The organism is Streptomyces ovatisporus (assembly GCF_042653885.1).
Taxonomy (GTDB): domain Bacteria; phylum Actinomycetota; class Actinomycetes; order Streptomycetales; family Streptomycetaceae; genus Streptomyces; species Streptomyces ovatisporus.
Map to the genome: position 1 here is coordinate 1 of NZ_JBHSFH010000016.1, position 25,108 is coordinate 25,108.

Sequence of the window (25,108 nt, forward strand, 5' to 3'; positions counted from 1 at the left end):
CGACGAGATCCTCAACAAAGTCGCCGCCTACTGCCAACGAATCTCCGACTCAGGTCACTAGCCCGCCCTCCCCTGGCACACGCCTGCCCTCCCCTTGCGTTGCTTCAATCGCCACGGAAGCTCCGTGTCCACGCTGGGGAGGAGCAGCGCCGTTCATGTCGGAGCCCTCAACTAGCCTGCTGTCTAAGCAAGTTGATGCGAGATGATGCATCCTGGGAGGGCGCGGTGGAAGCGACTAGTGCAGAGGATGTGCTGCTGCAGTTCTGCACGTCCCCGGGCACCCGGCAGGTGTACGACACATGGCGAGAGGATCCCCGCCGCAAGGAGGTGGTGCCCGCCGTAATGCACCATAGGGCCCGCACTGTGTACGAGCTCACGATGAAGGACGTACAAGACGTGTGCCGTCAGACCGAGCATGCACTGGGCGAGGTTCGACGGTCGGACGGGGAAGCGGTCTCACCAATAGTGAACTGGCACCCCGACTTCGCTTTCACGCACATGTTTCACATATGCATGGAGCGGGGCGGGTATCTGCCCACTTACCAGTGCTTCCGGAGTTTCACCGAGGAAGACGAGTTGGGGCAGAAGATGCTTGGAACGCCGGCCAGGCAGAAAGTGCGGGAGGTTGTAGAGAATGGAGTTCCGGAGTCGTTGGCCAGGTCGGCTATGCGTTGGCGGGTAGGGAATGCCTATTACAGCTTTCTGCGTGAGACCTACACCGTGGTGGCTCTACGGGAGTTGGGCGTCGACGTCCGGGTGCACCCTCTGGCTGACGCCCTGTTCCGCGTGGATGCGTGGACTGGTCGAAAGGTACTCAGTCTGCGCGTGGGCAACAAGAAGTTCAGAGAAGGAGATCACGTCGGCAGAAAGATACCCGCGGAGCGCTGGCTCGCTGACGTCACGCCACCAATGGAGTTTGCGGAGATCGAACTCCGGCCAGCCACCGTTTTTGGCACGGTTCATGTGCCGTCCCGGGACCAGCTTCGCGCGACGGCTTCGCAGCTCCTGTAAATGCTGAGGCGAACCGCTGAGGCATGCCTTAAAGGGGAGAGCAGCAGTCGTTATCTCCGCGAGAGACCACCATGGACTATTTCCGTTCACGTTACCGGGCAGCCATCACTTGCATCGTCGATGTCCATCCGGTTGCAGGCGGGCACACGGCGCCCCGCGCACGGGTCCGAGCTGGCGAGGCAACGGCCGGTTCGCGTGAACATGGGGCCGAGAAAATTCCCAGAGGTCGACGGAGCTCAGTCTCCATGGCTGCAGTCGATACTCTGCGTCTGCTTCAGAGTCGTCAGACTTCAGGCGTTGGTCTGATCGACGAGGCGTACTCGGCGAACTCCTCCGGCGTCATGTCCTTCGGCGGGAAGTAGGGGACCTCGCCGCTCTTGGGGACGATGACCACGCTCACCGAGGGAGTCCGGGCCGGGTCACCGGTGTCGATGTGTTCCTGCGAGTCGAAATGGACCGCCCACGCCCACGGGTAGTCCTCCGTGAGGTCCGTCCGGAGGGTGATCGTCATCGAGTCGTCCGCGTAGACACCTTCGAGGAATCGCCGGGCCGCGTGGTGGGCTTCGCTCAGGGACAGCATCGTCTGATTCGCACTTCCCGCTCGGGTCAGGGCTTGCTCCGCGGGCCCTGGGGGAGGGCCGGTGCCGATGCTGCCACGACCTGGGCTTTTCGCCTCGTTCAGTCCGCCGTACGGGCGATCCTCGGCCGAACGGGCGTGGGCAGGGAAGCGGTCGTGCCTCCCCGTGCCCGTGGAACGCGCCGCGCCTCAGCGGGCCGGCTCGTCGAAGTCCGTTGCCGTCCGGGTCGGTTGGGCTCGCGCCCGGGCCGTTCCCGTACCGGCCCGCGCCGACGGACGGACCGGCGCCTGCCACGACTGCCGTGACGTGAAGCGCCGTCATGGGGCGGGTGCGTGGTCCTGCTGGGCGATGTGACCGAGAGGCAGGATTGCGCCGATTGTGGTCAGGCACTCGTTCGGCGGAAGGCTGGACCGCCCCCGCAGGCGGGCGGGCCTGCCCGGGGCGTGGTGGCCGGTGTCAGCGCGCCGGGAAGTGCACGGGGCTGCCGTGCGGGCCCGGGTTCGAGGCCCAACTCCGCACGTTCAGGAGCGGGTTGAGGTTGCACGCCGCCGACGTCGTGGCGGGTCCGGCGAGTGCGTGGCGCTGCCAGAGGTGGTGGAGGAGCTCCTGCTCCCGCGCGTGGAAGTCCGGTGCGGGGGTGCCGTGCTGGGCGCGGGCGCGCAGCAGCGCGAGCGAGGTGGCGAAGTGCTGGTATTCGGCGACTGTGCGGGCGCCGGCGGCACCGTGCGTACGGCGTGCCAGCGAACGGGCCATCGCGCGGGCCCGCATGGAGGACAGGCCCCACGGTTCGGCCTCTCCGAACCAGCCGGCGGCGACGTACGCGGGAAGGGTGTCGCGGACGGTGTGCAGTTCCTGCCGCCGCGACCAGACGGCCAGCCACGTCAGGGTGGCGAACACCGGGATCATGAAGAGGGCGTAGACGGCGAGGAACGTCCAGTCGGGCAGGGACGCGGAGCCGTTCCAGATGGCGTGCAGCAGCACGGCCGTCAGCAGCCCGAGCATGGGGAGCGGCAGTTTCAGGCCGCGGCGCATGGAGGGGACGGCGGCGATGATCCCGAAGCCGATGCCGATGAGCGCGGTGAAGAGGGGGTGCGCGAAGGGAGCCAGGACGATGCGTATGAAGAACGTCATGGCGGTGACGGACTCGTGCAGCCCGTCGGGGGAGAGGAGTTGGTCCTCACCGAAGGCTGTGCCCAGGTAGAGAACGTTCTCGGTGAAGGCGAAGCCGGTGGCGGTGATGCCTGCGAGGGCGAGTCCGGAGGTCACGCCGTCGAAGTCGCGCCGGCGGAAGCAGAAGAGCAGCAGGACGGCCGTGCCCTTGGCGGTCTCCTCGACGACGGGGGCGATGACGGTCGCACCCAGGGCGTCGGCCTGGCCGGCCGAGTCGGCGATCGAGGCGTTGAGCCAGTCCGTCGCGAAGCTGTTGGCGAGCAGCGCGACGAGGGTCGCCGCGCAAGCGCCCCAGGCGAAGGCGAAGAGATGGTTGCGCCACGGTGTCGGCTCCACGCCGTCTATCCAGCGGAACGCGGAGACGAGGAGCGGCACGGGCAGGACGGCCAGGCCGAGGCCGACGAGCAGACCGACGGTGCCGGTCTGCTGCCGTACGAGACCGAGGATGATCAGCCCGCACAGGGCGAGCAGGGTGATGAGCGCCAGCGCGCGCAGCGTCCGGCGGTGCCGGTGCCACCAGGACGGGGCCTTGGGCGGGTGGTAGCGCCACTCCGCCGGTGAGGCGGGCATCGCCGGGAACTGCGGCTGCTGGGCGTATGCGGGCACCGGGGCGAGATGCGCGTGCGGAGGCGGGTGGGCAGCGGCAGGGGCGACCTGGCCGCCGTACGGATGCGGATGCGGCTGCGAATGGGGCTGGGGCCGGGGCGTGCCCTGCTGAGTGGGCTGCGGGCTGTATGCCGGCGGCTGCCATCCGCTCTGCGGTTGCGCCGGTGTCTCCGCTTGCGGAGGCGGTGCGCCCTGTGCCTGCGCGTCCGGCCGGAGGTGCGGTGGCTGTGGCGGGCCGGTGACGGGGCCGCTCCCGCCGGTGCCCGTGTCCGGGGCCCTGTCCGTGCTCGGGTCTTCGCCTGCGCCGCCCCTGCGGGCTGCACCGGTGCCGTCCGCGTACGTGGGCGCGTCAGCCGCGCCGGAAGCCTCGTCGTCCACCACTCGACAGTAACGAGGCGGGAGGCCGCTCGCGGCGGGTGTTCCGGATTGCTGAAGATCGCTGACGGAGATGCTGTCCGATGGCACTCCGAAGGGAGATTTTCACTCATATGGCCCAATTTGGCCGCCGATGTGGCTGTGGAAGGTGCAGGGTGCGCCAGACCGCGTTTGCCTTGGAAGTGGACCGATACGCCATTGGGAGTAGGAGGCTCTTCATGATCTCCCAGGAGCAGATTCCCGCCGTGGTCGACCACATGATCTACGACGCGGACGGCAAGAAGATCGGTGAGGCCCGGCACGTCTTCCTCGACGAGCGCACCGGAGAGCCGGAGTGGGCGACAGTCCGCACAGGCCTGTTCGGTACGCAGGAGACGTTCGTACCCATCCATGAGGGCCGCGTCGTCGGCGACTACCTCGAGGTGCCGGTCCCCAAGACGAAGGTGAAGGACGCCCCTCACATGGACGTCTCGAAGGGACGGCTCACCGAGCAGCAGGAACGGGAGCTGTACAACTTCTACGGCTTCGACTGGGACGAGCCCATGCCGTCCCGCGGTGAGGACACCTCGGCGGGCGGCACCGGCGCGGCCGGGACCGCAGCCGGGGCGGGCACGACGGCAGCGGGATCCGCTGTCGGTGACAAGGGTCCGGCCCCGGCCGCGGGAGCGACGTCCACCGGCGCGATGCCGTACGGCACCGAACGCGCCCGAGGCGCAACCGGAACCGGAACGGGCAGTGCCCATGACGCCATGACGCGTTCCGAGGAGCGGCTGCGCGTGGGCACCGAACGCTACGAGACAGGGCGTGCGCGGCTGCGCAAGTACGTCGTCACCGAGGACGTCGAGCAGACCGTGCCCGTGCGCCACGAGGAGGTGCGCATCGAACGCGAACCGATCACCGAGGCCAACAGGGACGAGGCGATGAGCGGCCCGGCGATCACCGAGGACGCCTACGAGGTCGTCCTGCACGACGAGCGTGCGGTCGTGGAGACCGAGGCCGTTCCGGTGGAGCGGATCCGCCTGGTCACGGAGGAGCACGTCGAACAGGAGACCGTGCACGGGCAGGTCCGCAAGGAGCGCATCGAGGTCGAGGGGATCGACGACACGTCCTACGGCACCGTGTGAGTCCGTACCGCTGAGTGCGGGCCGCGGATGCCCGTCAGCAGGCCGGGCCTCGTCGCCGGGGTGGGCAACCGCCCCGGGGGCGAGGCCCGTTCGGCGTGGTCCGTCCGGTGCCGCCCGTACGGGCGTGGCTGCGGGTGTCAGTGGGTGTCGGCGCGGGTCGGCGGCTGCCGGGCGCGGTCGGGGCCGGTCGCGGTGACCGGCGCGTCCGCCGTCAGCGGCGGCGGAAGAGCAGGTCGCGGACCTTGTGCCCCTTCTCCAGGCCCGCTTCCTCGAACCGGGTACGGGGGCGGACATCGGGGCGCGGGGCGAAACCGCCGTCGAGCTGCGTGTTCTCGAACGCCGGGTGGCGCGAGAGGACATCGAGCATCTGCTCGGCGTAGGGCTCCCAGTCGGTCGCGCAGTGGACGAGCGCGCCCGAGCGGAGCGGTCCCGCAACGAGGTCGAGGAACTCCGGCTGGATCAGACGGCGTTTGTGATGCCGCTTCTTCGGCCACGGGTCCGGGAAGTAGACGCGCAGGCCGGAGAGGGAATCGGGCGCGAGCATCTCGCGGAGCAGGATGATCGCATCGCCGTTCCCGACGCGGATGTTGGTCAGTCCGCGCTCGTCCGCCAGGCGCAGCAGGTTGCCCTGGCCGGGGGTGTGCACGTCGACGGCGAGAATGCCGGTGTCCGGTTCGGCGGCGGCCATTTCGGCAGTCGCCTCCCCCATTCCGAAACCGATCTCCAGCACGACGGGACGTGCGGGCCGGCGGGCCGGCTGCGCGGGGACAGCCCGCCCGGGTCCCTGCTCGGGAACCTGATCGGGAACCCGCGGCTCAAGGCCCGGCTCCTCGGGCTCCGCGAAGAGTTCGTCCAGGTCCAGCCGCCGCATCCCGTCGATGTCGAAGCCCCAGCGCGGCCACAGACGTTGCAGCGCCGCACGCTGTCCAGCGGTGACGCGGCTGCGGCGGGGCTGGAAGCTGCGGATGCGCCGCTCGTGGTGCGAACCGGCCGGGTCTGCGGAGGGGCCGGTGCCGTCGGGGAACATGGCACGTTTCTCAGACACAGTGCTTCCACTCTACGGGCGTTGCCGGGGTGGCCGTGAGCGCGGTCGGCGGGGCGGGAGCCGAGCCGGAGGCGTCATTCAGCGGCCGGCGCGGCTCGTGCGCACCCCCGGGCTCAGCGCCTCCAGCGCTGCCAGCGCCCGCCCTGCGACTTCCCGGCCGATCGGCAGGGAAGCCGTCGCCGCGGGGGAGGGCGCGTTGAGGACGTGGACGGCGTGCTGCCCTTCGGTGATGAGGAAGTCGTCGACGAGTGTCCCGTCGTGCAGCACCGCCTGGGCGCGTACACCCGCGGGGGACGGCACGAGGTCCCGTTCCTCGACCTCCGGCAGCAGCCGCCGTACCGCCTTGGTGAAGGCGCGCTTGGACACGGAACGGTGCAACTCCCCTGCCCCGTAACGCCAGTGGCGCCGGGCGACGCGCCACGTGCCGGGATGGGCGAGGACCGCCGCCAGCTCGCGCGGGCGCACCGTGAGCCAGTCGTATCCCTCGACGGCCAGCGCCGGTACGGCATTCGGCCCGATGTGCACCTCACCGTCGATGCCCCGGGTGAGGTGGACGCCGAGGAAGGGGAACGCGGGGTCGGGCACGGGGTAGACCAGGCCGCGCACCAACTCCTTCCGCCTGCGGTCCAGTTCGAAGTACTCGCCGCGGAAGGGGACGATGCGGGCCGGCGGGTCGTCTCCCGTCAGCTGCGCAAGCCGGTCGCAGTGCAGACCCGCGCAGTTGACCATCACGCGGGCGCGTACGACCGGAGTACGGGCGGACGGCGCCGCCGTGGACGCGCCGGCGGCGGAGGCGGACCGTTCGTCCCTGCCGCGGACCCGGACGGCCACGCCCCTCCCCGGCCGGCGGTCCACAGCCGTGACCTCCGCGCCGTACCGCACGACGGCGCCGCCGTCCACCGCGAGCCGCGCCAGCTGCCTCGTGACGGCGCCGAAGTCGCACACCCCGGTCGTACCGACGTGGATCGCGGCCAGGCCCCGTACGTGCGGCTCGCGTTCGGCGATCTGGGCGGGGCCCAACTCCCTTACAGGAATGCCGTGTTGCCTGCCGCGCTGGATGAGAGCGTGCAGCCGCGGCAGCTCCTCGCGCTCCGTGGCCACGATCAGCTTGCCGGTGACCTCGTGCGCGATGCCGTGCTGCGCGCAGAAATCGACGAGCTCGGCAGCGCCCCGCACCGCGAACCGTGCCTTGAGCGACCCCGGAGGGTAGTAGATGCCGCTGTGGATGACGCCGCTGTTCCGGCCCGTCTGGTGACGGGCCGGGCCAGGCTCCTTCTCCAGCACGATCACGCGGGTGCCCGGCGCGGCACGCGTGAGGGCGTAGGCGGTGGACAGCCCGACGATTCCACCGCCGACGATCAGCACGTCGCAGTCGAACCGCTCGGCGGCGCTGCCGGGCCGGAGACCGCCAGGAGTCGTCGGCACTGGTGAGGCCCTTCCCGTGATGGCGCTTGTGCTGTGTGTCGCATACCGCGCGTCCGCCGCATACGTCCAGGGGGCATCGGCTGCGGACCGGACTGCGGAAGGGGTTGCGGGACCGGCCTGGGCGTCGGCCGAGGCGTCGGCATCGGTGGGCACGTCCTCCATCATGGACCTCACCACCGACAACGGGCTGCGACGCACGTCACGCGGGTCCCGAAGGTCACGCAGGTCAAGCGGGGTGCCGCCCGTACGGCCGCCGGGGACGCGCACCTCATGCCGGTCGCGGCGGGGCCGTGGCCGCCGCCTCACCGCCGGGCCCGACGACGAGCGCCTGCGCTGTCCGCTGTACGGCCCGGGCCCGCTCCGCCGCCTCACCGCCGGGCCCGACGACGAGCTCCTGCGCTGTCCGCTGTACGGCCCGGGCCCGCTCCGCCGCGGCAGGCCGCAGCGCTGCCACGGTCCGCCGTGCTGCCGGAGCCTCCCGTGGCCGCCTCACGCCGGTGCCGCCAGCAGCGGACGGGCCTGCTCCCGCAACTCCACGACCTGCGGCTCGTCCCCGTACGGCTCCAGGCGGTGCAGCAGATCCCGTACGTACTCGGTCGTACGCGCCGACGAGATGCGTCCGGCCACCTCGACGGCGCGCGCACCGGCCGCGCACGCGGCGTCCAGGTTCCCCGACTCCAGCTCGGCGACGGCGGAGACGACCAGCCGCAGCCCGTGCGAACGTACGAACTCCTCCGTCGGCTTGGAGAGCGCCTTCTCGGTGAAGCGGCGCACCTGACGCGGGGCCTTCAGGTCGCGGTAGCACTCGGCGGCGTCCGCGGCGAGCCGGTCGTAGGAGTAGAAGTCGAGCCACGAGGGGTCGGCGTCGCCTTCGCGGGCGCGCTCCAGCCAGCTCTCCGCGTCCGAGAGCGCGGCACCGCACGCGTGGGAGTCGTTGGCCTTGGCGTGCGCGCGGGCCTCGACGAGGCGGAAGAAGCTCATCGTCCGGGCGGTGGCCAGACCGCGGTTGCGTTCGACGGCGGCCTGCGCGAGGTCGACGCCTTCGTCGGCGAAGCCGCGGTAGGTGGCCTGCAGCGACATCGAAGCCAGCACGTACCCGCCGAGGGGGACGTCCGCGGCGGCACGGGCGAGCCGCAGCGCCTGGATGTAGTAGCGCTGCGCCGCCTCCTGCTGGCCCGTGTCGAAGGCCATCCACCCTGCGAGGCGGGTGAGTTCGGACGTGGCGCCGAACAGGGAACGTCCCACTTCGTCGGAGTACGCACCGAGCAGCAGCGGAGCCGCGTCCACCCGCAGGCACTCCGGCACCATCGACGAACGCCAGTCGCCACCGCCGTACTTGGAGTCCCAGCGGCGCGCCTCCTCCGCGGCCTCGCGGAGCTTCGCCACGTCGGTGTGGCCGACGCGCAGCGGCGAGGCCGGGACCTCCGCCTCGCCCGGGCCGCCCTGGCCGCCTGCCGCGCCGTCCGCCGCACCACCCCCGGCGGCGGGGCTGTCGGCCGCGGCCCCGGGGTCGCGCGCCACCGAGCTGTCGGCCGGCGTTATGAGCCAGCGCGACGCCGGTGTGGCGTAGGCGCTCACCGCGAACGACCCCGCCAGCGACTGCCAGATACCGCCGCCGCCGCGCCGTCCGCCGTGCAGATCCAGCCGGTACAGGTCCGTCGCCGCCTTCACCGCCGCGCCCACGTCCCGTGGGAAGGCGAGTCCGACCTCGGGGGCCGGGTCCGCGTCCGCGAGACCGATCTCGTGCAGCGGGACGGGACGTCCGAGCTTGCTGCCGATCGCCGCGGCGATGAGATGGGGGGCGGCGCCCTGCGGGACCATGCCTTTGGAGACCCAGCGGGCGACCGACGTCTTGTCGTAGCGGAGCGTCAGCCCGCGTTGCGCTCCCAAGTCGTTGACCCTGCGGGCGAGTCCGGCGTTGCTGATTCCTGCGAGGGCGAGAACGGTGCCGAGTTTCTCATTCGGCCCGCGTGGCTCCCTGGACATGCGCGCACACCCCTGACACACACCGACGGCCGCCTCACGTCCCGGTGCCGGCCGGGATCTGAGGCACCTCCTGCCCGCGCGAGAGGCGCGGGATGCCTCCCTGCACCTGAACGGCGCGGGACGCACTGGGGACTTAGCGTAGTTCGCCGCATCCCTACCGTTAAGGGGCACCGGCTCGGATGGCGGGATTCGTGTACGTGCACGAGCGCAGCTCGAGGACCGGACGACCGGCGGGAAGGCGGTCTGGACGCCACGGCGGGCGCCTCTGTTCGTGACTGTCTGCGTGTACGTGCGTCCGTCACGTGCCAACATCCGTGCGGCCCATGACAGTCGGCCGAAAACGCGTGCGGAAAAACGTCGGATAACGGTAGTGCGCCTGTGCTCCCGGCGTGTGGCCGTGCGCCTGTGCATGCGCCTGTGCCGGTCCGGGACGGGGCTGTTCACTGTGCCGTGCGTGGGTCGGCCCGCTGTACTGGACCAGTGGGCTGGGGGAAACCGCCGCCTCGTTCCCCGCGGGCGGTACGGTCCGGCCCGGGAGGTTGGAGAAGCCTCCCGGGCCGTCGTCGTCTCCGCGCGTCCTCCGGCACTTCTGTCTCTGTGCCCTCCTCTTCTCCCGTGTGGATCCGGGGGGTTGGGGGAGCTTTGCACGGCGAACACGAAGGGGCCGGTACGGGCGGCCGCCGCCGTGCGGCGAACACGGGGCGTAGGGTCCGGGGCCGGGCTCGGGGCGGGGTGGTGAGGCGGCGTCAACGCCGGGGCCCTGGCTCATACTTGGCCGAATAACATCGGTCAGCTGTGGGGTGCCGGGAGCCGACGCCAGCGGTATATGCCCCTCACCAGTGGTGGAGAGGTGCCGGCCGGCGGCCGGGACGGCGTCGGCGGTCCGCCCGGGCGAAGGCGGGCGAGGAGCGGTGCGTGGGGCGGGGCGTGGGGCGGCGCGAGGGGTGGCGCAAGGGCGGGGGTGAAGGCCGCCGAACGGGCGCATGAGCCGCGCAACCCGCGTACACACGCAGCGCGTTGGGCCAGATATGCGCCCCTTTCGCGCCTCTCGTGCACCTGTCTCGTGGCAACATGGCCGCAGGGCAGCTGACGGCACGCTCACTAGAAGCGTCATTCAGGCAGCGGAGGCGGGCGGCGATGCGATGGTTGGTGGGATGGAGCAGCGCCGCACCCGGAGGCGGCAGCATCGCCCCCGGCACCCTGCAACCCGTCGGCGCCCAGCTTCTGTGGAGTGAACCCGACCCCCTGTGGGCGGTGGGCGACTGGCGTCCCGACGAAGTACGCATCGTGCAGGCCGACGGCAACCGCCTTGCGGTGTTCGGCTGTTGCGGCGCCAGCGACGAAGAGCTGCGCCTCGGGCTGTCCGCCGCCCGCGGCGGCGCCTACCGCCATCTCACGGCCTGGCCCGGCAGTTACACAGCCGTCGCCTCCGTGGGCCGCCGCCTCACCATCACCTCCGACCTGGCAGGTGTCCGCCCCGTCTTCCACACCCCCTGGGACGGCGGCACCGCCTACGCGACGGCAGCCCTTCCGCTCGCCGACCTCATCGAGGCCCAACTCGACATCGGTCACCTCGGTGCGCTGCTGGCCTGCCCCGATTCGCCCGAAGCGCTCGGTGACGGAACGCCGTACGAGGGCGTGCGGCGCGTCCTGCCCGGGCACGCGCTGATCCTCCGCGAAGGCGGCAGCCGCGAGGTCACCAGCTATGAACCCTCCGCCTCCCTCGTCGTCTCGGCGCCGCCGCCCGTCGACCCGGACAAGGCGGTGGCAGCCGTACGCGACGCGCTCGTCGAGGCGGTGCGGGCGCGGCTGGCGGCACCTCGGCACGCGTCGGAGAACGGGCAGGGGTACGGACGGAGCCACGACGCTCACGGCAGGCGGGAAGGACCGGGAGGACACGAGCGCGAGCGGGACGGGTGGGACGAATCCCCCGGACGTGACGAGCGGGACGGACGGGGCCGGCGCGAGGGGCAGGACGGCCGGGCCACGCGCGGATACGGCCACGCGGGCGGGAGCGTGTACGAAGGCGGGAGCGGCGGCTACGAAGGCGCCGCCTACGGCAACGGGGCGCACCCGCACGGCGATTACGGGAACGGCGCGTACCAGGGCGGTGCGTACCAGGGCGGTGCGTACGGGGACGGGCCCTACGAGAGCAGCGCGTACAGCGACCGTACGTACGGGGGGAGTTCGTACGAGAGCGGTGCCCCTGAGAGCCGCGCGTACGGCGGCAGCGCGTACGGCAGCCGCGCGTACGGCGACGACGCGGGCCCGGACAGTACGCGCGGCGGCAGCGCGTACGGCACCGGACCGTACGCCAACGCCTATGCGGACAGCGCCGGTTACGGCGACAGCAGCTACGGCTACGTCGCCCCGGGCATGGAGGACCGCGACCCCGGCCCCGTACCCGGCATGGGACCGGCCGACCGCCGCGCCGCACGCGGCGGCCCCGCACCGGGAGTCGGCGCCGACCTCTCCGGCGGCCCCGCCTCCGGCACCCTCGCTCTCCTCGCCTCCGGACTGCCGGGAATGCCGGGCACCGTGCACGGCACCCTCGGCGCGGAGGCCGGGGAGCGGCTGCTCGCCGTGACCTTCAACGACCTCGCGAGCCACGCCACTTCCGCCGCCGCGGAACTGGAACGCGCCCGCAGCATGGCGGAGAACCCGCGACTGCACCATCTCGTCGTGGCAGCAGCCGAAGAGGCCCTGCCCTACGCCGAGTTGGAAGGGCCTCTGACCGACGAACCGGGCCCGTCCCTCGTGGTCGCGGACAGGCACCGGCAACGCCTGGCGGCAGGCAGCTCGGACCACTTCGTCGGGCTCGGTGCCCGCCCCGTCATGGACGCGCACCCCGCCCGGCTCGCCGACCTGCTCATGGACCGCCGGCGCCGTCATCTGCTGCGTCCCGTCGCCGCGTTGGCTCGCGCCGAGGACGTACCACCGGGCCGGTCGGTGCTCGTGCCGTGGACCGTCTACCGGGCGGCCCGCCGCCTCGCACGCACCCAGTACCGCGACGGCATCACGGAGACCGCCGTACGTCTGCGCACCGGCGGCTTCACCGACAACGGGACCGGCACGGGCCGCAGTTCGCCCAACGGCACGGGCAGCGGCGACGGCAAGGGGAAAGGTTTTGCCGACCTCGGCGCCTTCGGCGGGCCGGGCGGCTACAGCAGCGAGGGCGCAGTCGGAGCGTCCGTGGCCGCACTCACCTGGTGCCGGCCGGGCCCCGCCGCACGGTGGCTCACGGGCGAAGCCCTGGCCGAGGTGTCGTCGCGCCTGGAGGCCGCGGCCCGGCACCGGCCCACCGTCGAACGCCCCGGTGAACGCCGCGCCCGCGCCGCCCTCGCACGACAGGCCGCCGACTACCGAGTCCTCGAACAGGCCGCCGAGATCCGCAACCAGCGGCTCCACGCCCCCTTCTACGACAACCAGGTCGTACGGGCGTGCCGCGATCTGCCGGAGGCGCTGCGGGTCAAGCCGGGCGCGCGGGCGTCGGTACTCCGTGCCGTGCTGAAAGGCGCAGGCGTGCACGACCTGCCCGCGGGCTGGGGGTCGCCGTCGCACGCCGCCCAGGCCGCATCCGTACGCGCCGGACTGCGCAACGCGGCAGCCGACCTCCTCCGGCTCTTCGACGCCCCGCTCCTCGCCGAAGCAGGGCTGGTGGAGGCGAGAGTCGTCCGCAAGGCGATCCGCGCCGCATCACAGGGCGAGCCGCTGCCGCTCGACGGCCTGGCGGACCTCGTCTCCACGGAACTGTGGCTGAGGCGGCTCGTCTCCCGCCGCGGCACGTGCTGGACGGGATCGGCCGCACCGCGTCAGCGGGCCGTCGCGGGTGGAGTGCTGCCGGCGGCACAGCAGCGGCCGGCGCTGTGACGGGCGGGCCCGGGGGCGGGCCGGACCGGGGGCCTGAGCGGCGGCCCGGGCGGCGGCCCGAGCGGAAAGGGCGAGCCCGGTGTGCGCCGGGCGGTCATGGCGTGCCAGGTCCGTCGGGCGTCGCCGGATGTTGCTGCGTGGCCGGTGGTCGTCGTTCCCGATGGACGGCGACACCTGCTACGACCAGGGCCACGCCCAGGATTTCGAGCCCCGTCGGGATCTGAGCCAGGACGAGGACACCCACGCCGACCGCCGTCGCCGGCAGCAGCGAAAGCATGAGCGCGAACGTCGACCGCGCCATGCGCGCCATCGCCAGCTGATCGCACACATACGGGACGACGGACGAGCAGACTCCGACGCCGAACGCGCAAGCGAGCAGAACCGGCTCGGTGAACGCCGCCGCCGCATCGGTGAAGCCGACCGGCGCGACCGCGGCCATCGCGATCAGCATCGAAGCGCCGAGGCCGTCGATGCCGGAGGCGCCGCCGTCCGCCGCAAGCCGGTGGCCGAGGATCACGTACAGCACGAACAGCACGCAGTTGCCGAAGGCGAAGGCCAGTCCGAGAGGTTCACCGACGAGATGGACGTCGGCGAGCAGCCACACCCCGGTCACTGCCAGGGCGAGCGCGAGCACGTTGCGCCGGGAGCGGAGACCGAACGCGGCGAGGACCACCGGACCTGCGAACTCGATGGCGCCGACCGTGCCCAACGGCAGTCTGTCCAGGGCGAGATAGAACGAACTGTTCATCAGTCCGAGCACAGCGCCCAGAGCCAGCAGCAGACGGCGCTGCCGCCACGACGACGAGCGCCACACCCGCCACGGACGCCGCCAGACGGCGAAGACGGCCGCCGCGGAGGCGATCCGCAGCCATGCGACACCGAGCACGTCGAGGCGGGCGAAGAGCAGAACCGCGAAGGCCGGCCCCAGGTAGTGGAAGACGGCGCTGGTGACGAAGTACGCGGACGGGGGCAACCGTGCCGCCCGGTCCGGGGGCGCGGCGTGAAACGGCGAGGGGGCGCGGGACGCAGAGGGAGTCGCGGAGAGAGGCGCGGAGGGGGACGGAGAAGGGGACACAGAGAGTGACGGAGTGGGTGACGGAGAGGGGGCGGCGTCGGGGAGTTGCCGGTGGTCGGTCATGTACAGCAGGATCGCAACCATCGTGGGTGCGTGACATGCCGGACAGGAAAGCGGATGGGCCCAGTGTTTGCTGATCTCTTCTGAATGTGGGGTGCCGATTTACTGATGAAGAATCTGGATGCGGTGGACCGGGCCATCCTCGTCGAACTCGACACCGATCCCCGGATGCCGACGGCCGAACTGGCCCGGCGCGTAGAGATCTCCGTCCCCACCGCTCGGGAACGAATGCGCCGGTTGCAGGAGAGCGGCGTCATCCGCGGCTACCGGCTGGACGTCGACCCGGCCGCGCTCGGCTATCCCGTGGCGGCGTTCGTACGGGTGAGGCCGGGGCCGGGGCAGCTGCCCAAGATCGTCGAACTCGCGCGGAGCCTCACGCAGGTCAGCGAGTGCCACCGGATCACCGGCGAGGACTGCTTCCTGATCAAGGTGCATGCCACGGACCTGAATACGTTCGAGGAGGTCCTCGACCGGTTTCTGCTCCACGGGCAGACCACCACCTCGATCATCCAGTCGACGCCCGTACCGCCCCGGACGCCGGGGCTGAGCCTGGACTGAGCAACGGGCAATCGTCCGGCGCCAGTTGGCCGTAGTGCTCCGGGGAGTGAAACCGAGCCGTCAGAGAGGCGGCCGGGTGACGGCGGCCTGGCAGGTGGCTTCGGCCCGGGCAGGTGGTTGCCGCTGGGCAGGGCAGCGGCATGCCGCGTTCGTGGCACCTGAGACTTCCAGCGGCAGGCGAGGCGTTCTGCGGACTCGAACGCTCTGCCGCTCGAAGCTCAGCGGTGTCGAAGCTCAGCGGCACTCGGAACGGGAGCGAGCCCGGTCCGCCAAGGCGAGCGTGCCGTCGGGCGGTTCGGGGGCGACCACGAGACGTGCGGTCTGCACGCCCGACAGAGACACCGGTACCTGGCGCAGTCCGCTCGCCACCCCGGACGGTTCGCGACCTCCACAGCCTCGTGCCGTCCCGTCGGCGGAGAACCGTACGGGACCGGCCCGGCGAGTGACGTCGTCGATGCCGGCGAAGCCCTTGCGCGCACGGCATGCGCGGTTGAGGCCGACCGTGAGCGAGGACGGCGGGCGGACGCTCACGCGTGATCGAAAGCGGTACCGCCGGTGCGCATGCTGTAGCGCTGCCAGAGCCAACTGCCGGGGAGCGGACGCAGAGTCGGCGCAGTGCGGGGGCCGGCTGCGGACGAGTGCCGGCCGAGGTCGTTGAACCGATAGTCGCTACCCGGCGGAGGCGGGGCCGTGGGCGTGGGCTCGGGGGGACCTGCTGTGGGTGCGGGCCGCGGGGGAGTCGGTGAGGGGGTGAACGTCGGGGTCGAGGTGATCGTCGGTGTGATGGTCGGCGTGGGTGTGGGTGTGGGTGTGGGTGTGGGTGTGGGTGTGGGGGTGGGTGTCGGCGTGGGCGCGGATGTGGGGGTCGCCGTTGCCCGGGGCGCAGTCGTCGCCCCGGGCGCGAAGGACGGTGCTGACGGGGGCGGAGGCGCCGGTGCCGAAGCCGACACGGTGGGCTTGTGCGCGCTGTCTCCGCTGTCCCCCGCACCTGGCCGGGAACTCCCGGGGCGACGTGGCCGAGTTCCGGGCCGGTCATGCTTCACCTTCGAACCCTCGGACTTGTCAAGGGACTTGCCGTCGGCATCGGGCTCTGCCTCGCCCTTTCCGCCGGGTTCCCGAGGCCGGGGTTGTTGCGCTGCGGACTGCCGGGGCGCTGGCTCTCGGGACCCCGACTCCCCGGGTCGCGGCTCGCGGTCGGACGACTTGCTCGCGGCCCCTTTCGGGGCCCCCGCCCCCGCCCCCACCCCCACCCCCGCCCGATCCTCCCCACCGTCCGCCAGAGCGAAGACGAGCGTCACCCCGGCCACGGTCGCCGCGACCACGCCGGCGCCGACCTGCAAGGCCGCCCCGAACCGTCCCCGGGACCCCGCACCCTCGAAGGCGGCCCCGGGAAAGCCTCCTTCCGCCCCGGATCGCCCCGGTCGACGGGACCCGTCGCTCCCGTCGCAACCGTCGGTCCCAGAGTCCTCACCGCCGCCCGGGCGGGCGGGCGTCCCCGCTCCGTCGGCAGCGCCCGTGACGCCCGTACTGCTGAGCAGCGCACCGAAGGCCTTGGTGCCACCGCCGGACGCGAACCAGCCGATGAAAGCCACGGGCACCAGCACCCGCAGGCGCTCATCGAGATTCATGACCTCCGCTGCCGCAGCTCGGCACTGCGAGCAACGCTCGAGATGCTTGCGCATACCCGAATTGGCACGCGCCCGTAGCCCCCCACGCGCGTACTCGCCGAGACGCGGCGAATAGCGGGCGCAGTCCCCTCCGGAAGCGAGTGAGCGGGTCACGTGTGCTTGCAGGTACGCCCGGCGGAGGTTCTCGCGTGCGCTGTGCGCGGCCACCGCTGTCGCGTTGTCGGACAGCCCCAGCAAAGGGGCGACGTGTCTTGGCTTCCCCTCCTCGATCGTCGTGTACCACAGCACTGTCTGGTCCCTCGCCGACAGATTCCTGAACGCCTGGACGACGAGGGTCTGTTCAGCAGCGTGCATGGCCTGCACGTCAGCGCCGGGGTCCTGGACTTCTTCCGCCGCAGCCCCCGCGCCGTCCCTTGCGGACTGCGCGAACAGCGCGAAGTCCTCGACGAGTTGTTCCCGTTGCTCACTCCTCGCCCATGCGGTCGCGACGTGCCGCACCGACGTCAGCAGGTAGGCGCGCACCGACGTCTTCGGGCCCTTGCCGTCGCGGACTGCCTGCAGCATCCGGGCGAAGACCTCGTCGGTGAGGTCCTCCGCTGTTTTCCAGTCACGGCAGCAGGTACGGGCGTAGCGCCGGACCGACCTCACATGCCGCCGGTACAGCTCGTCGTACGCCGAGGCGTGGCCCTCACGAGTGCTCCGGACGAGGTCCGTGTCCGCAGGCCGCCCCACGGCAGCGGTCAGGCTGCCGACCGGCCGCACCGGCGCACGAGCATCTGGCGCTTCCGTGCCCGCGCCCCTGCCCGCTTCCGGCCCATCCGCCGACGACTCCGTCGACGGAGTCGTCGGCGGATGGAGCCCGGACCCGGAACTGGCCCCTGACTCCGACCCGGCACGTGACCCCGACCCGGAGCCGGCCCCGGACGGCGGCCGGTGACGCTGCCGACCCCCGTCCAGGCCCAACGACCCGTCCTGGGAAGGAATCCGGGGAGGCCGCAGTATGCCGGGACTCCCCGATTCCACCGGCCCCGGCGGATCGTCCCGCTCCTCAGCACCCATCGCAGTGGCCCCCGCACACGCTGTCACAGCCAAGTACGGGGCAAGACTGACACAGCGTTGACAAGCGGTGATCGGTGCGCCGGATCAGTCACTCGTCCGAGGGGGATTCGCGGCTGGTTTCCGCGAGTTCCCCGCGTGCAAGTGGATGGTGCGTTAGTGGGCGAGCGACCACTGCGGAGCAGGGCATTTCCCTCGCTGAGCCGCAGGCCTACGCCCTCTGCCTCGGGCGGAGGCCCTCCAGGAGTATGTCGAGCAACCGCCGTGACGCAGCCGCCTGTTGGACCGCATCCGGAAGCGAAGGTGCAGCCGTCGCTATCACCAGCAGTACGTCGCCGACGGTCACGTCGGCGCGCAACTCACCCGCGTCGCGGGCCCGTTGCACCAACTGGCCGACCATGCTGAGCAACTCCGCGCAGCCCGACTCCTCTTCGATGGCTTCCAGCCGACTGCCGGGCACTTCCGTCGACGGCTGCGAAAGCCCCGGCTGTGAGGACGAGAGCGACGAGGGCGAGGCCCCGGCACCGTCCGGCACCAGCCTCAGTCCCGAGCCTGCCTCCTGGCCGTACTCGGACTGCCGCTGCTGCGGCAGCCGGGCCGCGCCGTCCGCGCCCGAGGCGTCGGCGCTCCGTGCGTCTGCCCGGAGTATCCGGGGTGGCAGCAGCCGCCCGGCGCCCGATGCCACCGATGTGCGCAGGAAGCGGGAGAGCGCGGACCACGGCTCGTCCTCCTGGCCCAGGGCTGCCCGTGCCTGTTCGGTGAGGCGCGCCGTCTCCTCCTCCGCGATGCGGCGGACGAGTACGTCCTTGCTCGGGAATCGGCGGTAGACGGTTCCCACCCCGACGCGTGCCCGACGGGCGACGTCCTCCATGGGGGCGCCGTAGCCCAGTTCTCCGAAGACCTCGCGGGCGGCTCGCAGTACGTGTTCCAGATTCCGCTGTGCGTCCACCCGCAAGGGAGCGGAACGCGGTACGTCGCTTGTCTCTGAGGCGTTGTCGGCGATGCCGGCTCCGTGCATACCGCCGGCTGTCGCGTTCACGGCGCCGAGTCCGCTTACGCCGCTGCCCGCCCCCTGGCTCCCGTTGTCAGGCACCGCCGACATGGCAGCAGCAACCGAATTGGAGCCCTGAATACCCTGAATGCGCATGTTTTTCCCCCGGTCATCAAGTCTCCCCCCGGAGACCCTTGCGCTGTTGCGGCCGGGGTTGCTGGCACCGCGGTCGTCAAGCACCGCACCCCCGACGTCACGAAGATAGTTCAAACGCTGGGCGAGAGAGAAGGGGTGGGTTCAGAGCTGCCCGGCAAAGGGAGAACCGACCTTCCGGCCGCTTTCGGAACGTCCCATTCAGTCGCCCTGGCACACGTCCCTGACCTGCAAAAATGGAAGTGCGTACGAGGACCGGAGGGAAGCGGAGAGATGGCCTCCGCCAGTCACATGATTCTTTGAGCCTGTGGACAAACCCCCTGCCGCGGGTGCGTCATGGACGGGTGACGAAGGCGAAGAAGGAATCCGCGCGCATTCTCGTGATCGGGGGCGGCTATGTGGGCATGTACACCGCCCTCCGCCTCCAGCGGAAGCTGAAACACCAGCTCAGGGACGCCGCTGTGGGACGGAGCGACCGGGGTGGCCTCCGCCGCAGTACCGGCGACGCCCCGGGCGACAGCGCGCCGGCCGGTGGTCGCCCCCTCCCCGCTCCCACGCCCGGCACCGGCCGCGAGCCCGGCGTCGAGATCGTCGTGGTGAACCCCGAGCCCTACATGACGTACCAGCCGTTCCTCCCCGAAGCGGCGGCCGGATCCATCTCCCCCCGTCACGTGGTCGTCCCCCTGCGGAGGGTCCTGACGGGTTGCCGCCTCGTCGTCGGTGAGGCCGTCTCGGTGGACCACGACAGGCGTGTCGCCCACGTCGAGACCCTTGCCGGTGAGGAGGGCGCCGGGCCGGTCGAAATTCCGTACACCGAACTGGTTCTGGCGCCGGGCTCCGTGGCACGGACTCTCCCTGTGCCCGGACTCGCCGAGCACGGGATCGGATTCAAGACGGTCGAGGAAGCGATCGGGCTGCGCAACCACGTGCTCGAACAGCTCGACATCGCATCGTCCACCCGCAACCCCGAAGTACGCGACGCGGCACTCACGTTCGTCTTCGTCGGCGGCGGCTACGCAGGTGTGGAGGCCCTCGCCGAGCTCGAGGACATGGCCCGGTACGCCTGCCGCTACTACCACAACGTTCGTGCGGAGGAACTGAAGTTCGTCCTCGTCGAGGCCGCGGAGAAGATCCTCCCCGAGGTCGGCGAGAAGATGGGCAGCCACGCACTGCGCGAACTCCGCGCCCGCAACGTCGACGTCCGGCTCGGCACCCGTCTGGACTCTTGCGCGAACAGAGTGGCCGTATTGAGTGACGGCTCCCGCCACCCGGCCCGCACCCTGGTGTGGACGGCAGGCGTCAAACCGCATCCCGTCCTCCGTGCCGCAGGTCTGCCCCTGACCGAGAGGGGCCGGCTCAAGTGCACTGCCCGACTGCGCGTCGACGGCGTCGACCACGCCTGGTCCGCGGGGGACGCCGCGGCCGTCCCCGATCTGGTCGCCGAGGAGAAGGGCCGAAGCGGGGCGGTGTGCGCCCCCAACGCCCAGCACGCGGTGCGTCAGGCCAGGCTGCTGGCGGACAATCTCGCCGCCACCCTGCGGGGTGAGCCGTCGAGCGACTACCGTCACGCTTATGCGGGCTCGGTCGCCTCGCTCGGCCTGCACAAGGGCGTCGCGCACTTCTACGGGCGCAAGCTGAAGGGCTACCCGGCTTGGTTCATGCACCGGGTCTACCACCTCAGCCGCGTGCCCACGTTCAACAGAAAGGTGCGCGTGCTCGCCGAGTGGACGCTGGCGGGGCTGTTCAAGCGCGAGATCGTCTCGCTGGGATCGCTCGAACACCCGCGTGCCGAGTTCGAAAGCGCCGCCGGCGCGGGGCGTCGCGGCAACGGGGAGTGAGCCCCGGGCCGGACCACGGTGCCACGGCTCGGGCCGGATCGGGCTGCCTCACGGAGGGCACGCCGGGTGATCTCATGGGTGACGATGCGTGATCCAATGTGACCGCCTTGCACCCCGCGGAACGTGTGACCATGGGTGGGCTCGCATCCGCACAGAGTGAGCAGTACGACGGCCCCGCGGGAGGCTGTCTTCCGGACAACACGAGGAATCGGACGACCGTGAATTTCACGCGCTGGAGCGCCCGACTGCCCGGCACTCAGCGGCGCACCTCAGCCGCCCGCGCCGCCCGGGCAGCAGCGCAGGCGCAGCAGACCTCCGAGTTCGAGTCGCCCGAACGCCCCGGGACCGGCGGCACCCCCGCCGAGGACGCGGACGGCTCGCCGACAAGCGACGCGGACGGCGCGAGTGGGGACGGCACGAGCACGGTCCCCGCAGCGCGAGCGGAGCGCCTGGCAGCCCCCGCGCTCGCCGGTACGGATGCCGCAGCAGAACCAGATCCCGCCATCCGCTGCAGCACTACCGGCACGGACAGTTCGACCGTCGCGCCCAGGGACAGGCAGCACGCTCCCTCCTCGGCGCCGGGGATGGACCCGGGGACGGGGACGGCACCGTCCGCTGCGGCCTTCCGTACGGCAGCGAGCCCTGTTGCCCGCGCAGTCGGCAAGTCCCCCAGCGCCCGCGTGACTCGCAGCATCGATGCCCTTTCCGTGCACGACCTGCTGGGCCAGGTTCCGGCCCTCGCCGCTGTCGTGCACGGCCCTGAGCACCGCATCGCCTACGTCAACGACGCCTACAGGACTGTCTTCGGCCCCCGCACGCAGGGCGACGCAGCTCGCGACGCCCTGCCCGAACTCGTCGAACTGGGCCTGCTTCCTCTCATGGACCAGGTCCTGCGCAGCGGAAAGCCACGTACCGTCAAGTCGCGGCGCGTCCCGGGCGCCGGCAGCTGCCGCGAGCAGCCGAACGCCCGCGAGACGCGCGAACCCCGGGACGCCTTCTACACGTTCACCTGCACACCCATCACCGCGGACGGTGAGAACGGCGTGCTGATCTTCGCCGCCGACGTCACGGACCAGGTGGAGGCGGCCGAGCGGCTGCGAGCCAGCGAACGCCGTCAGCGTGAGGCCGCCGTCACGCTGCAGCGCAGTCTCCTGCCGCAGGAACTCGAGCAGCCCGACGATCTTCGTGTCGCCGCCACATACCAGCCAGGCGGTACGGAAGCCGCCGTAGGCGGTGACTGGTACGACGTCATCACCCTCGGCGCCGGCCGCACGGCTCTCGTCATCGGCGACGTCATGGGCAGGGGAGTCCGCGCCGCCGCTGTGATGGGCCAACTCCGTACGGCTGTGCGGGCCTACGCCCGGCTCGACCTCCCCCCGCACGAGGTGGTGCAACTGCTCGACGGACTGGCTGCCGAGATCGACGCCAGCCAGATCGCCACATGCGTCTACGCAGTGCACGACCCCAACGAGGGCCTCCTGTACTACGCCTCCGCCGGCCACCCGCCGATCATCGTCCGTGACGCTGACGGCGCGGTCCACCGCGCCGCCGAACCGACCGGACCGCCCCTCGGCACCGGCGGCTGGTCGCACGTCTCCTGCTCCCTGCCGTTCAACCCCGGCTCGTCCGCAGTGCTCTACACCGACGGACTGGTCGAACGCCGCGACGCAGACATCGACACCGGAGTCCTCACCCTCGAACGAGCCTTCGCCGGAGCCACCGGTTCCCCCGAAATCGTCTGCGACCGGCTCCTGCGCTCCCTGGGCATCACCGCCGAACACGACGACGACGTGGCCGTTCTCGTCATGGAGCACCCCGCCCGTACGGGGCCGGACGCGGAGCTCTTCCACAACGCGGCCCTCGACCTGCTCGGCGGCACCGAAGCAGCCCCACGCGCCCGCGCGTTCGCATCAGGAGTGCTCTCCTCGTGGCGCTTCCCTACGGAACTCCACGACCTCGGCGTCCTCGCCGCCAGCGAACTCGTCGCCAACTCACTGCAGCACGGCACCCCGCCCATGCGGCTGCGGCTGCGGCGCACGGACCGTCGGCTGATCGTGGAAGTCACCGACGGCGACGAGCACCTGCCGCGCCGCCGCCGCGCAGAACCCGTGGACGAAGCCGGCCGCGGCATCTCCATCGTCGCCACCATCGCCTCGGCCTGGGGGTCGCGCAGGACGCCCGGGGGCGGGAAATCGGTGTGGTGCGAGTTCGCCCTGCCGACCCCCTAGCGACCCCGCCTCGTCGAAGAGGACAAGCAGGACCGGCAAGGCTCCGTCGAGCGGCAGCAACCGGCAGCCCGGGTCAGTGTCCGGAGGCCGCCCCCGCGTGCTCCTTCACCGGTTCGCCGCGCCCGTACCCCGACGCTTCGGCAGAGTCGCTCCGGCCCGCCACCACGACCGACCGGTACGGCCTGTCCTGCACTGCGGTCAGTCTCCTGCCGAGCCACAGCGCCAGAAGGCTCACCCCCAGCGAGCAGCCCACCAGCAGCACGATGTAGACCCCGTAGGCGCCCGAGGCCGCGAGCAGCCCGCCGACAGCCGGACCGACGGCCAGCGCCAACTGCTTCACCAGGGCGAAAGCCGAGTTGTACTGTCCCATCAGCCTGGCCGGCGCCAGGTCGGCCACCAGCGGTGCCACGGTGGGCGAGAGCATCGTCTCGCCCAGCCCGAACAGTGCGTACGTGCCGATGATCAGTGCAGTGGCCACTGCCTGCGTGCCGTGCACGAGCCCCGACGCTCCGGCAGCCACCCACGCCACAGCCCATATGACGCCGACAAGGGCTACGACCCGGCTGCGTCGGCGACGCTCCACCATTCGCAGCACGACGTACTGAGCGAGCACGATCACCGCGGTGTTGGCCGCCAGGGCCATGCCGAGCGTCGCCGGCGATATACGTGTGACCTCCACCGCGTAGGCGGACAGCCCCGACTCGAACTGCCCGTAGCAGGCGAAGAACAGGACGAACCCCAGCACGCACAGCAGCACCATCGACCGGTCGTGCATCAGTGCGTGCCAGTCGCCACCGGCCTTCGGAGCCGGCCCCGCCTCCTGCGGTACGGCCCTGCTGCCGTGAGCCGTCCGGGGGAGGGGCAGACGGACGGTCGCGAGAACGACGGCCAGCACCACGAACATCGCCGCCTCGATGACGAACAGCAGAGTGAACGTGGCGGGACGGTGCTCATCCACCATCAGTCCGCCGAACAGCCCGCCGACTCCCAGCCCCAGGTTGTTCAGGAAGAACTGAGTGGCAAAGGCACGAGAGCGGGTCGCGGCACCGGAGCAGGCCACGATCATGGTCGCCAGCGCCGGCTGGAGCACTGCAACCCCCGCGCCCATCAAGGCGGACGAAGCCAGCACGGCCGACGCGCTCTCCGACACGGCGAAGCCCAGCGCCCCCACCACACCGAGAAGTGAACCCAGATAGGCCACCGGCATCGGGCCACGCCGGTCGATCACCCTCCCTGTGAACGGAAGTACGGCGAGCGCGGCGACCGCGAAGACCGCCATAACCGCACCGGCCGTGCCCTCCCCCAAGCTGCGCACGCGCGAGGCGTAGACGAACAGGAACGGCGCGGTGAAGCCGTTGCCGAAGGCCGCCAAGGCGTTCCCACACTGGATCCGTCGCAGCGCAGCGTTCATCGCCGTGGTCACACTCACCTACCTCTGATCGACGCCCCCGGGCGGAGGCCTGAGACTGCAAGACTTCGAAGCTAAAGTTCGACCATAAAGAGTACACGCTGCAAGGCTTCGAGGCGAACGGCTTCGCGTGGGATACTGCGGCAATGCCACCCGCATCCGGCCAACAGCCTTCGCTCGACGAGCAGATCGCCATCTACCAGCGCGAATACCGTGACCTGGACCCACAGGTGGAGAAGGTCGTGAACGCACTGAGCCGACTCGACCGCCGGATGAACGTCGCCTACGGCCGCCAGCTCGTCACCCTCGGCCTGGGGCACGCCGAGTGGGAGGTCCTCAAGGAACTGGTCATGGCGGGTTCGCCGTATCAGCTCTCGCCAGGCACCATCGCCAAGCGTCTCGGCCTGACGCCGGCCGCCATGACCCACCGCATCGACCGCATGCTCGCCCAGGGACTGGTGACGAGGGAGCGCGACCCGGACAACCGCGTACGCGTCATCATCGGTGTCACCGACGAGGGGCGCGAGAAGTGGCTGCAGGTGATGCGCAAGGCGTCGGTGTTCGAGGAGGAGTTGCTCCAGGACCTGACCCGTGTCGAACGGGCGCTTCTGGGCGAGCTCCTCACCCGCCTCCTCCGCCGCGTGGAGCACGCCCAGCCCGATGCGGGCGGTCGCCTGACGGACCTCGACTGAGGTACGCGGGAGAGACCTGAGCTGCAGGTTGACACCACCGACCTCGGTACGTATTGTCCTCCGGGTTGCCGCGAAGCCGTTGTGTTTGTGGTGACGCTCTTGCCGTTCGTCGGCAGTCTCTGGGTTTGTTGTTTCCCCGGTTTCGCGGGGCTGGTTTTGTTGTGCCTGTTTGGGTTGCGGAATCGGTTCGGTGAGTTTCGGGGCGGCTCGATTTTGAGTCGCCGGGGGTTA

General features: G+C 71.1%; 18 protein-coding genes. 7 read left to right on the plus strand and 11 right to left on the minus strand.

Going from position 1 to position 25,108, the window contains the following annotated elements:
• The first annotated feature begins 249 nt into the window (after positions 1–249).
• Positions 250–1,011, plus strand: a complete 762-nt coding sequence (locus ACFPA8_RS25890; RefSeq protein ID WP_386452381.1) for a hypothetical protein — start codon at positions 250–252, stop codon at positions 1,009–1,011.
• A 283-nt stretch (positions 1,012–1,294) separates the two neighbouring features.
• On the opposite strand, the gene ACFPA8_RS25895 is transcribed toward ACFPA8_RS25890, so the two are convergent.
• Both ACFPA8_RS25895 and ACFPA8_RS25900 read right to left on the minus strand, forming a co-directional pair.
• A complete protein-coding gene (locus tag ACFPA8_RS25895; RefSeq protein ID WP_386452383.1) occupies positions 1,295–1,591 on the minus strand; it encodes a YrhB domain-containing protein in 297 nt (98 codons plus the stop codon).
• Between the two features lie 454 nt (positions 1,592–2,045).
• Complete coding sequence (locus ACFPA8_RS25900; RefSeq protein WP_386452409.1) at positions 2,046–3,365, minus strand: PrsW family intramembrane metalloprotease; 1,320 nt, start codon at positions 3,363–3,365, stop codon at positions 2,046–2,048.
• Between the two features lie 593 nt (positions 3,366–3,958).
• Here ACFPA8_RS25900 and ACFPA8_RS25905 point away from each other — a divergent pair.
• Positions 3,959–4,864 (plus strand): DUF2382 domain-containing protein, encoded by a 906-nt coding sequence (locus ACFPA8_RS25905; protein ID WP_386452385.1) that lies wholly within the window; start codon positions 3,959–3,961, stop codon positions 4,862–4,864.
• Positions 4,865–5,075: 211 nt separating this feature from the next.
• On the opposite strand, the gene trmB is transcribed toward ACFPA8_RS25905, so the two are convergent.
• From trmB to ACFPA8_RS25925, 4 genes are all read right to left on the minus strand, one after another.
• Positions 5,076–5,891 (minus strand): tRNA (guanosine(46)-N7)-methyltransferase TrmB, encoded by an 816-nt coding sequence (gene trmB / locus ACFPA8_RS25910; protein ID WP_386452411.1) that lies wholly within the window; start codon positions 5,889–5,891, stop codon positions 5,076–5,078.
• Positions 5,892–5,987: 96 nt separating this feature from the next.
• Positions 5,988–7,334: an L-2-hydroxyglutarate oxidase gene (gene lhgO, locus ACFPA8_RS25915; protein ID WP_386452387.1), complete on the minus strand. Its 1,347-nt coding sequence runs from the start codon at positions 7,332–7,334 to the stop codon at positions 5,988–5,990.
• A 268-nt stretch (positions 7,335–7,602) separates the two neighbouring features.
• Positions 7,603–7,788 carry a hypothetical protein gene (locus tag ACFPA8_RS25920; RefSeq protein WP_386452389.1) on the minus strand — a complete coding sequence of 62 codons (186 nt, stop codon included), beginning with the start codon at positions 7,786–7,788 and terminating at the stop codon, positions 7,603–7,605.
• A 35-nt stretch (positions 7,789–7,823) separates the two neighbouring features.
• Positions 7,824–9,320, minus strand: a complete 1,497-nt coding sequence (locus ACFPA8_RS25925) for an MFS transporter (RefSeq protein ID WP_386452391.1) — start codon at positions 9,318–9,320, stop codon at positions 7,824–7,826.
• A gap of 1,137 nt (positions 9,321–10,457) precedes the next feature.
• On the opposite strand from ACFPA8_RS25925, the gene ACFPA8_RS25930 reads away from it, so the two are divergent.
• Positions 10,458–13,190, plus strand: a complete 2,733-nt coding sequence (locus ACFPA8_RS25930; protein ID WP_386452393.1) for an asparagine synthase-related protein — start codon at positions 10,458–10,460, stop codon at positions 13,188–13,190.
• Positions 13,191–13,284: 94 nt separating this feature from the next.
• Here the strand turns inward: ACFPA8_RS25930 and ACFPA8_RS25935 are convergent, their stop codons facing one another.
• Positions 13,285–14,163 (minus strand): EamA family transporter, encoded by an 879-nt coding sequence (locus tag ACFPA8_RS25935; protein ID WP_386452395.1) that lies wholly within the window; start codon positions 14,161–14,163, stop codon positions 13,285–13,287.
• A gap of 270 nt (positions 14,164–14,433) precedes the next feature.
• Between ACFPA8_RS25935 and ACFPA8_RS25940 the strand changes: the two genes are divergently transcribed.
• A complete protein-coding gene (locus ACFPA8_RS25940; RefSeq protein ID WP_386452397.1) occupies positions 14,434–14,883 on the plus strand; it encodes an Lrp/AsnC family transcriptional regulator in 450 nt (149 codons plus the stop codon).
• A 234-nt stretch (positions 14,884–15,117) separates the two neighbouring features.
• On the opposite strand, the gene ACFPA8_RS25945 is transcribed toward ACFPA8_RS25940, so the two are convergent.
• The 3 genes from ACFPA8_RS25945 to ACFPA8_RS25955 form a co-directional block, all read right to left on the minus strand.
• Positions 15,118–15,414: a hypothetical protein gene (locus ACFPA8_RS25945; protein WP_386452399.1), complete on the minus strand. Its 297-nt coding sequence runs from the start codon at positions 15,412–15,414 to the stop codon at positions 15,118–15,120.
• Positions 15,411–17,243 (minus strand): sigma-70 family RNA polymerase sigma factor, encoded by a 1,833-nt coding sequence (locus tag ACFPA8_RS25950; protein ID WP_386452401.1) that lies wholly within the window; start codon positions 17,241–17,243, stop codon positions 15,411–15,413. The genes ACFPA8_RS25945 and ACFPA8_RS25950 overlap by 4 nt, the downstream gene beginning before the upstream one ends.
• Before the next feature lie 535 nt (positions 17,244–17,778).
• Positions 17,779–18,669, minus strand: coding sequence for a TetR/AcrR family transcriptional regulator (locus ACFPA8_RS25955; protein ID WP_386452403.1), 891 nt, complete (start codon positions 18,667–18,669; stop codon positions 17,779–17,781).
• Between the two features lie 446 nt (positions 18,670–19,115).
• Between ACFPA8_RS25955 and ACFPA8_RS25960 the strand changes: the two genes are divergently transcribed.
• Together ACFPA8_RS25960 and ACFPA8_RS25965 are read left to right on the plus strand one after the other, a co-directional pair.
• Entirely contained in the window at positions 19,116–20,549 is a 1,434-nt protein-coding gene (locus ACFPA8_RS25960) for an NAD(P)/FAD-dependent oxidoreductase (protein ID WP_386452413.1), read from the plus strand.
• 218 nt (positions 20,550–20,767) lie between these two features.
• Complete coding sequence (locus tag ACFPA8_RS25965; protein WP_386452405.1) at positions 20,768–22,777, plus strand: ATP-binding SpoIIE family protein phosphatase; 2,010 nt, start codon at positions 20,768–20,770, stop codon at positions 22,775–22,777.
• Positions 22,778–22,850: 73 nt separating this feature from the next.
• Here ACFPA8_RS25965 and ACFPA8_RS25970 read toward each other — a convergent pair whose 3' ends face one another.
• A complete protein-coding gene (locus ACFPA8_RS25970; protein WP_386452415.1) occupies positions 22,851–24,188 on the minus strand; it encodes an MFS transporter in 1,338 nt (445 codons plus the stop codon).
• 143 nt (positions 24,189–24,331) lie between these two features.
• Between ACFPA8_RS25970 and ACFPA8_RS25975 the strand changes: the two genes are divergently transcribed.
• Positions 24,332–24,877: a MarR family winged helix-turn-helix transcriptional regulator gene (locus tag ACFPA8_RS25975; protein ID WP_386452407.1), complete on the plus strand. Its 546-nt coding sequence runs from the start codon at positions 24,332–24,334 to the stop codon at positions 24,875–24,877.
• Positions 24,878–25,108 lie beyond the last annotated feature (231 nt).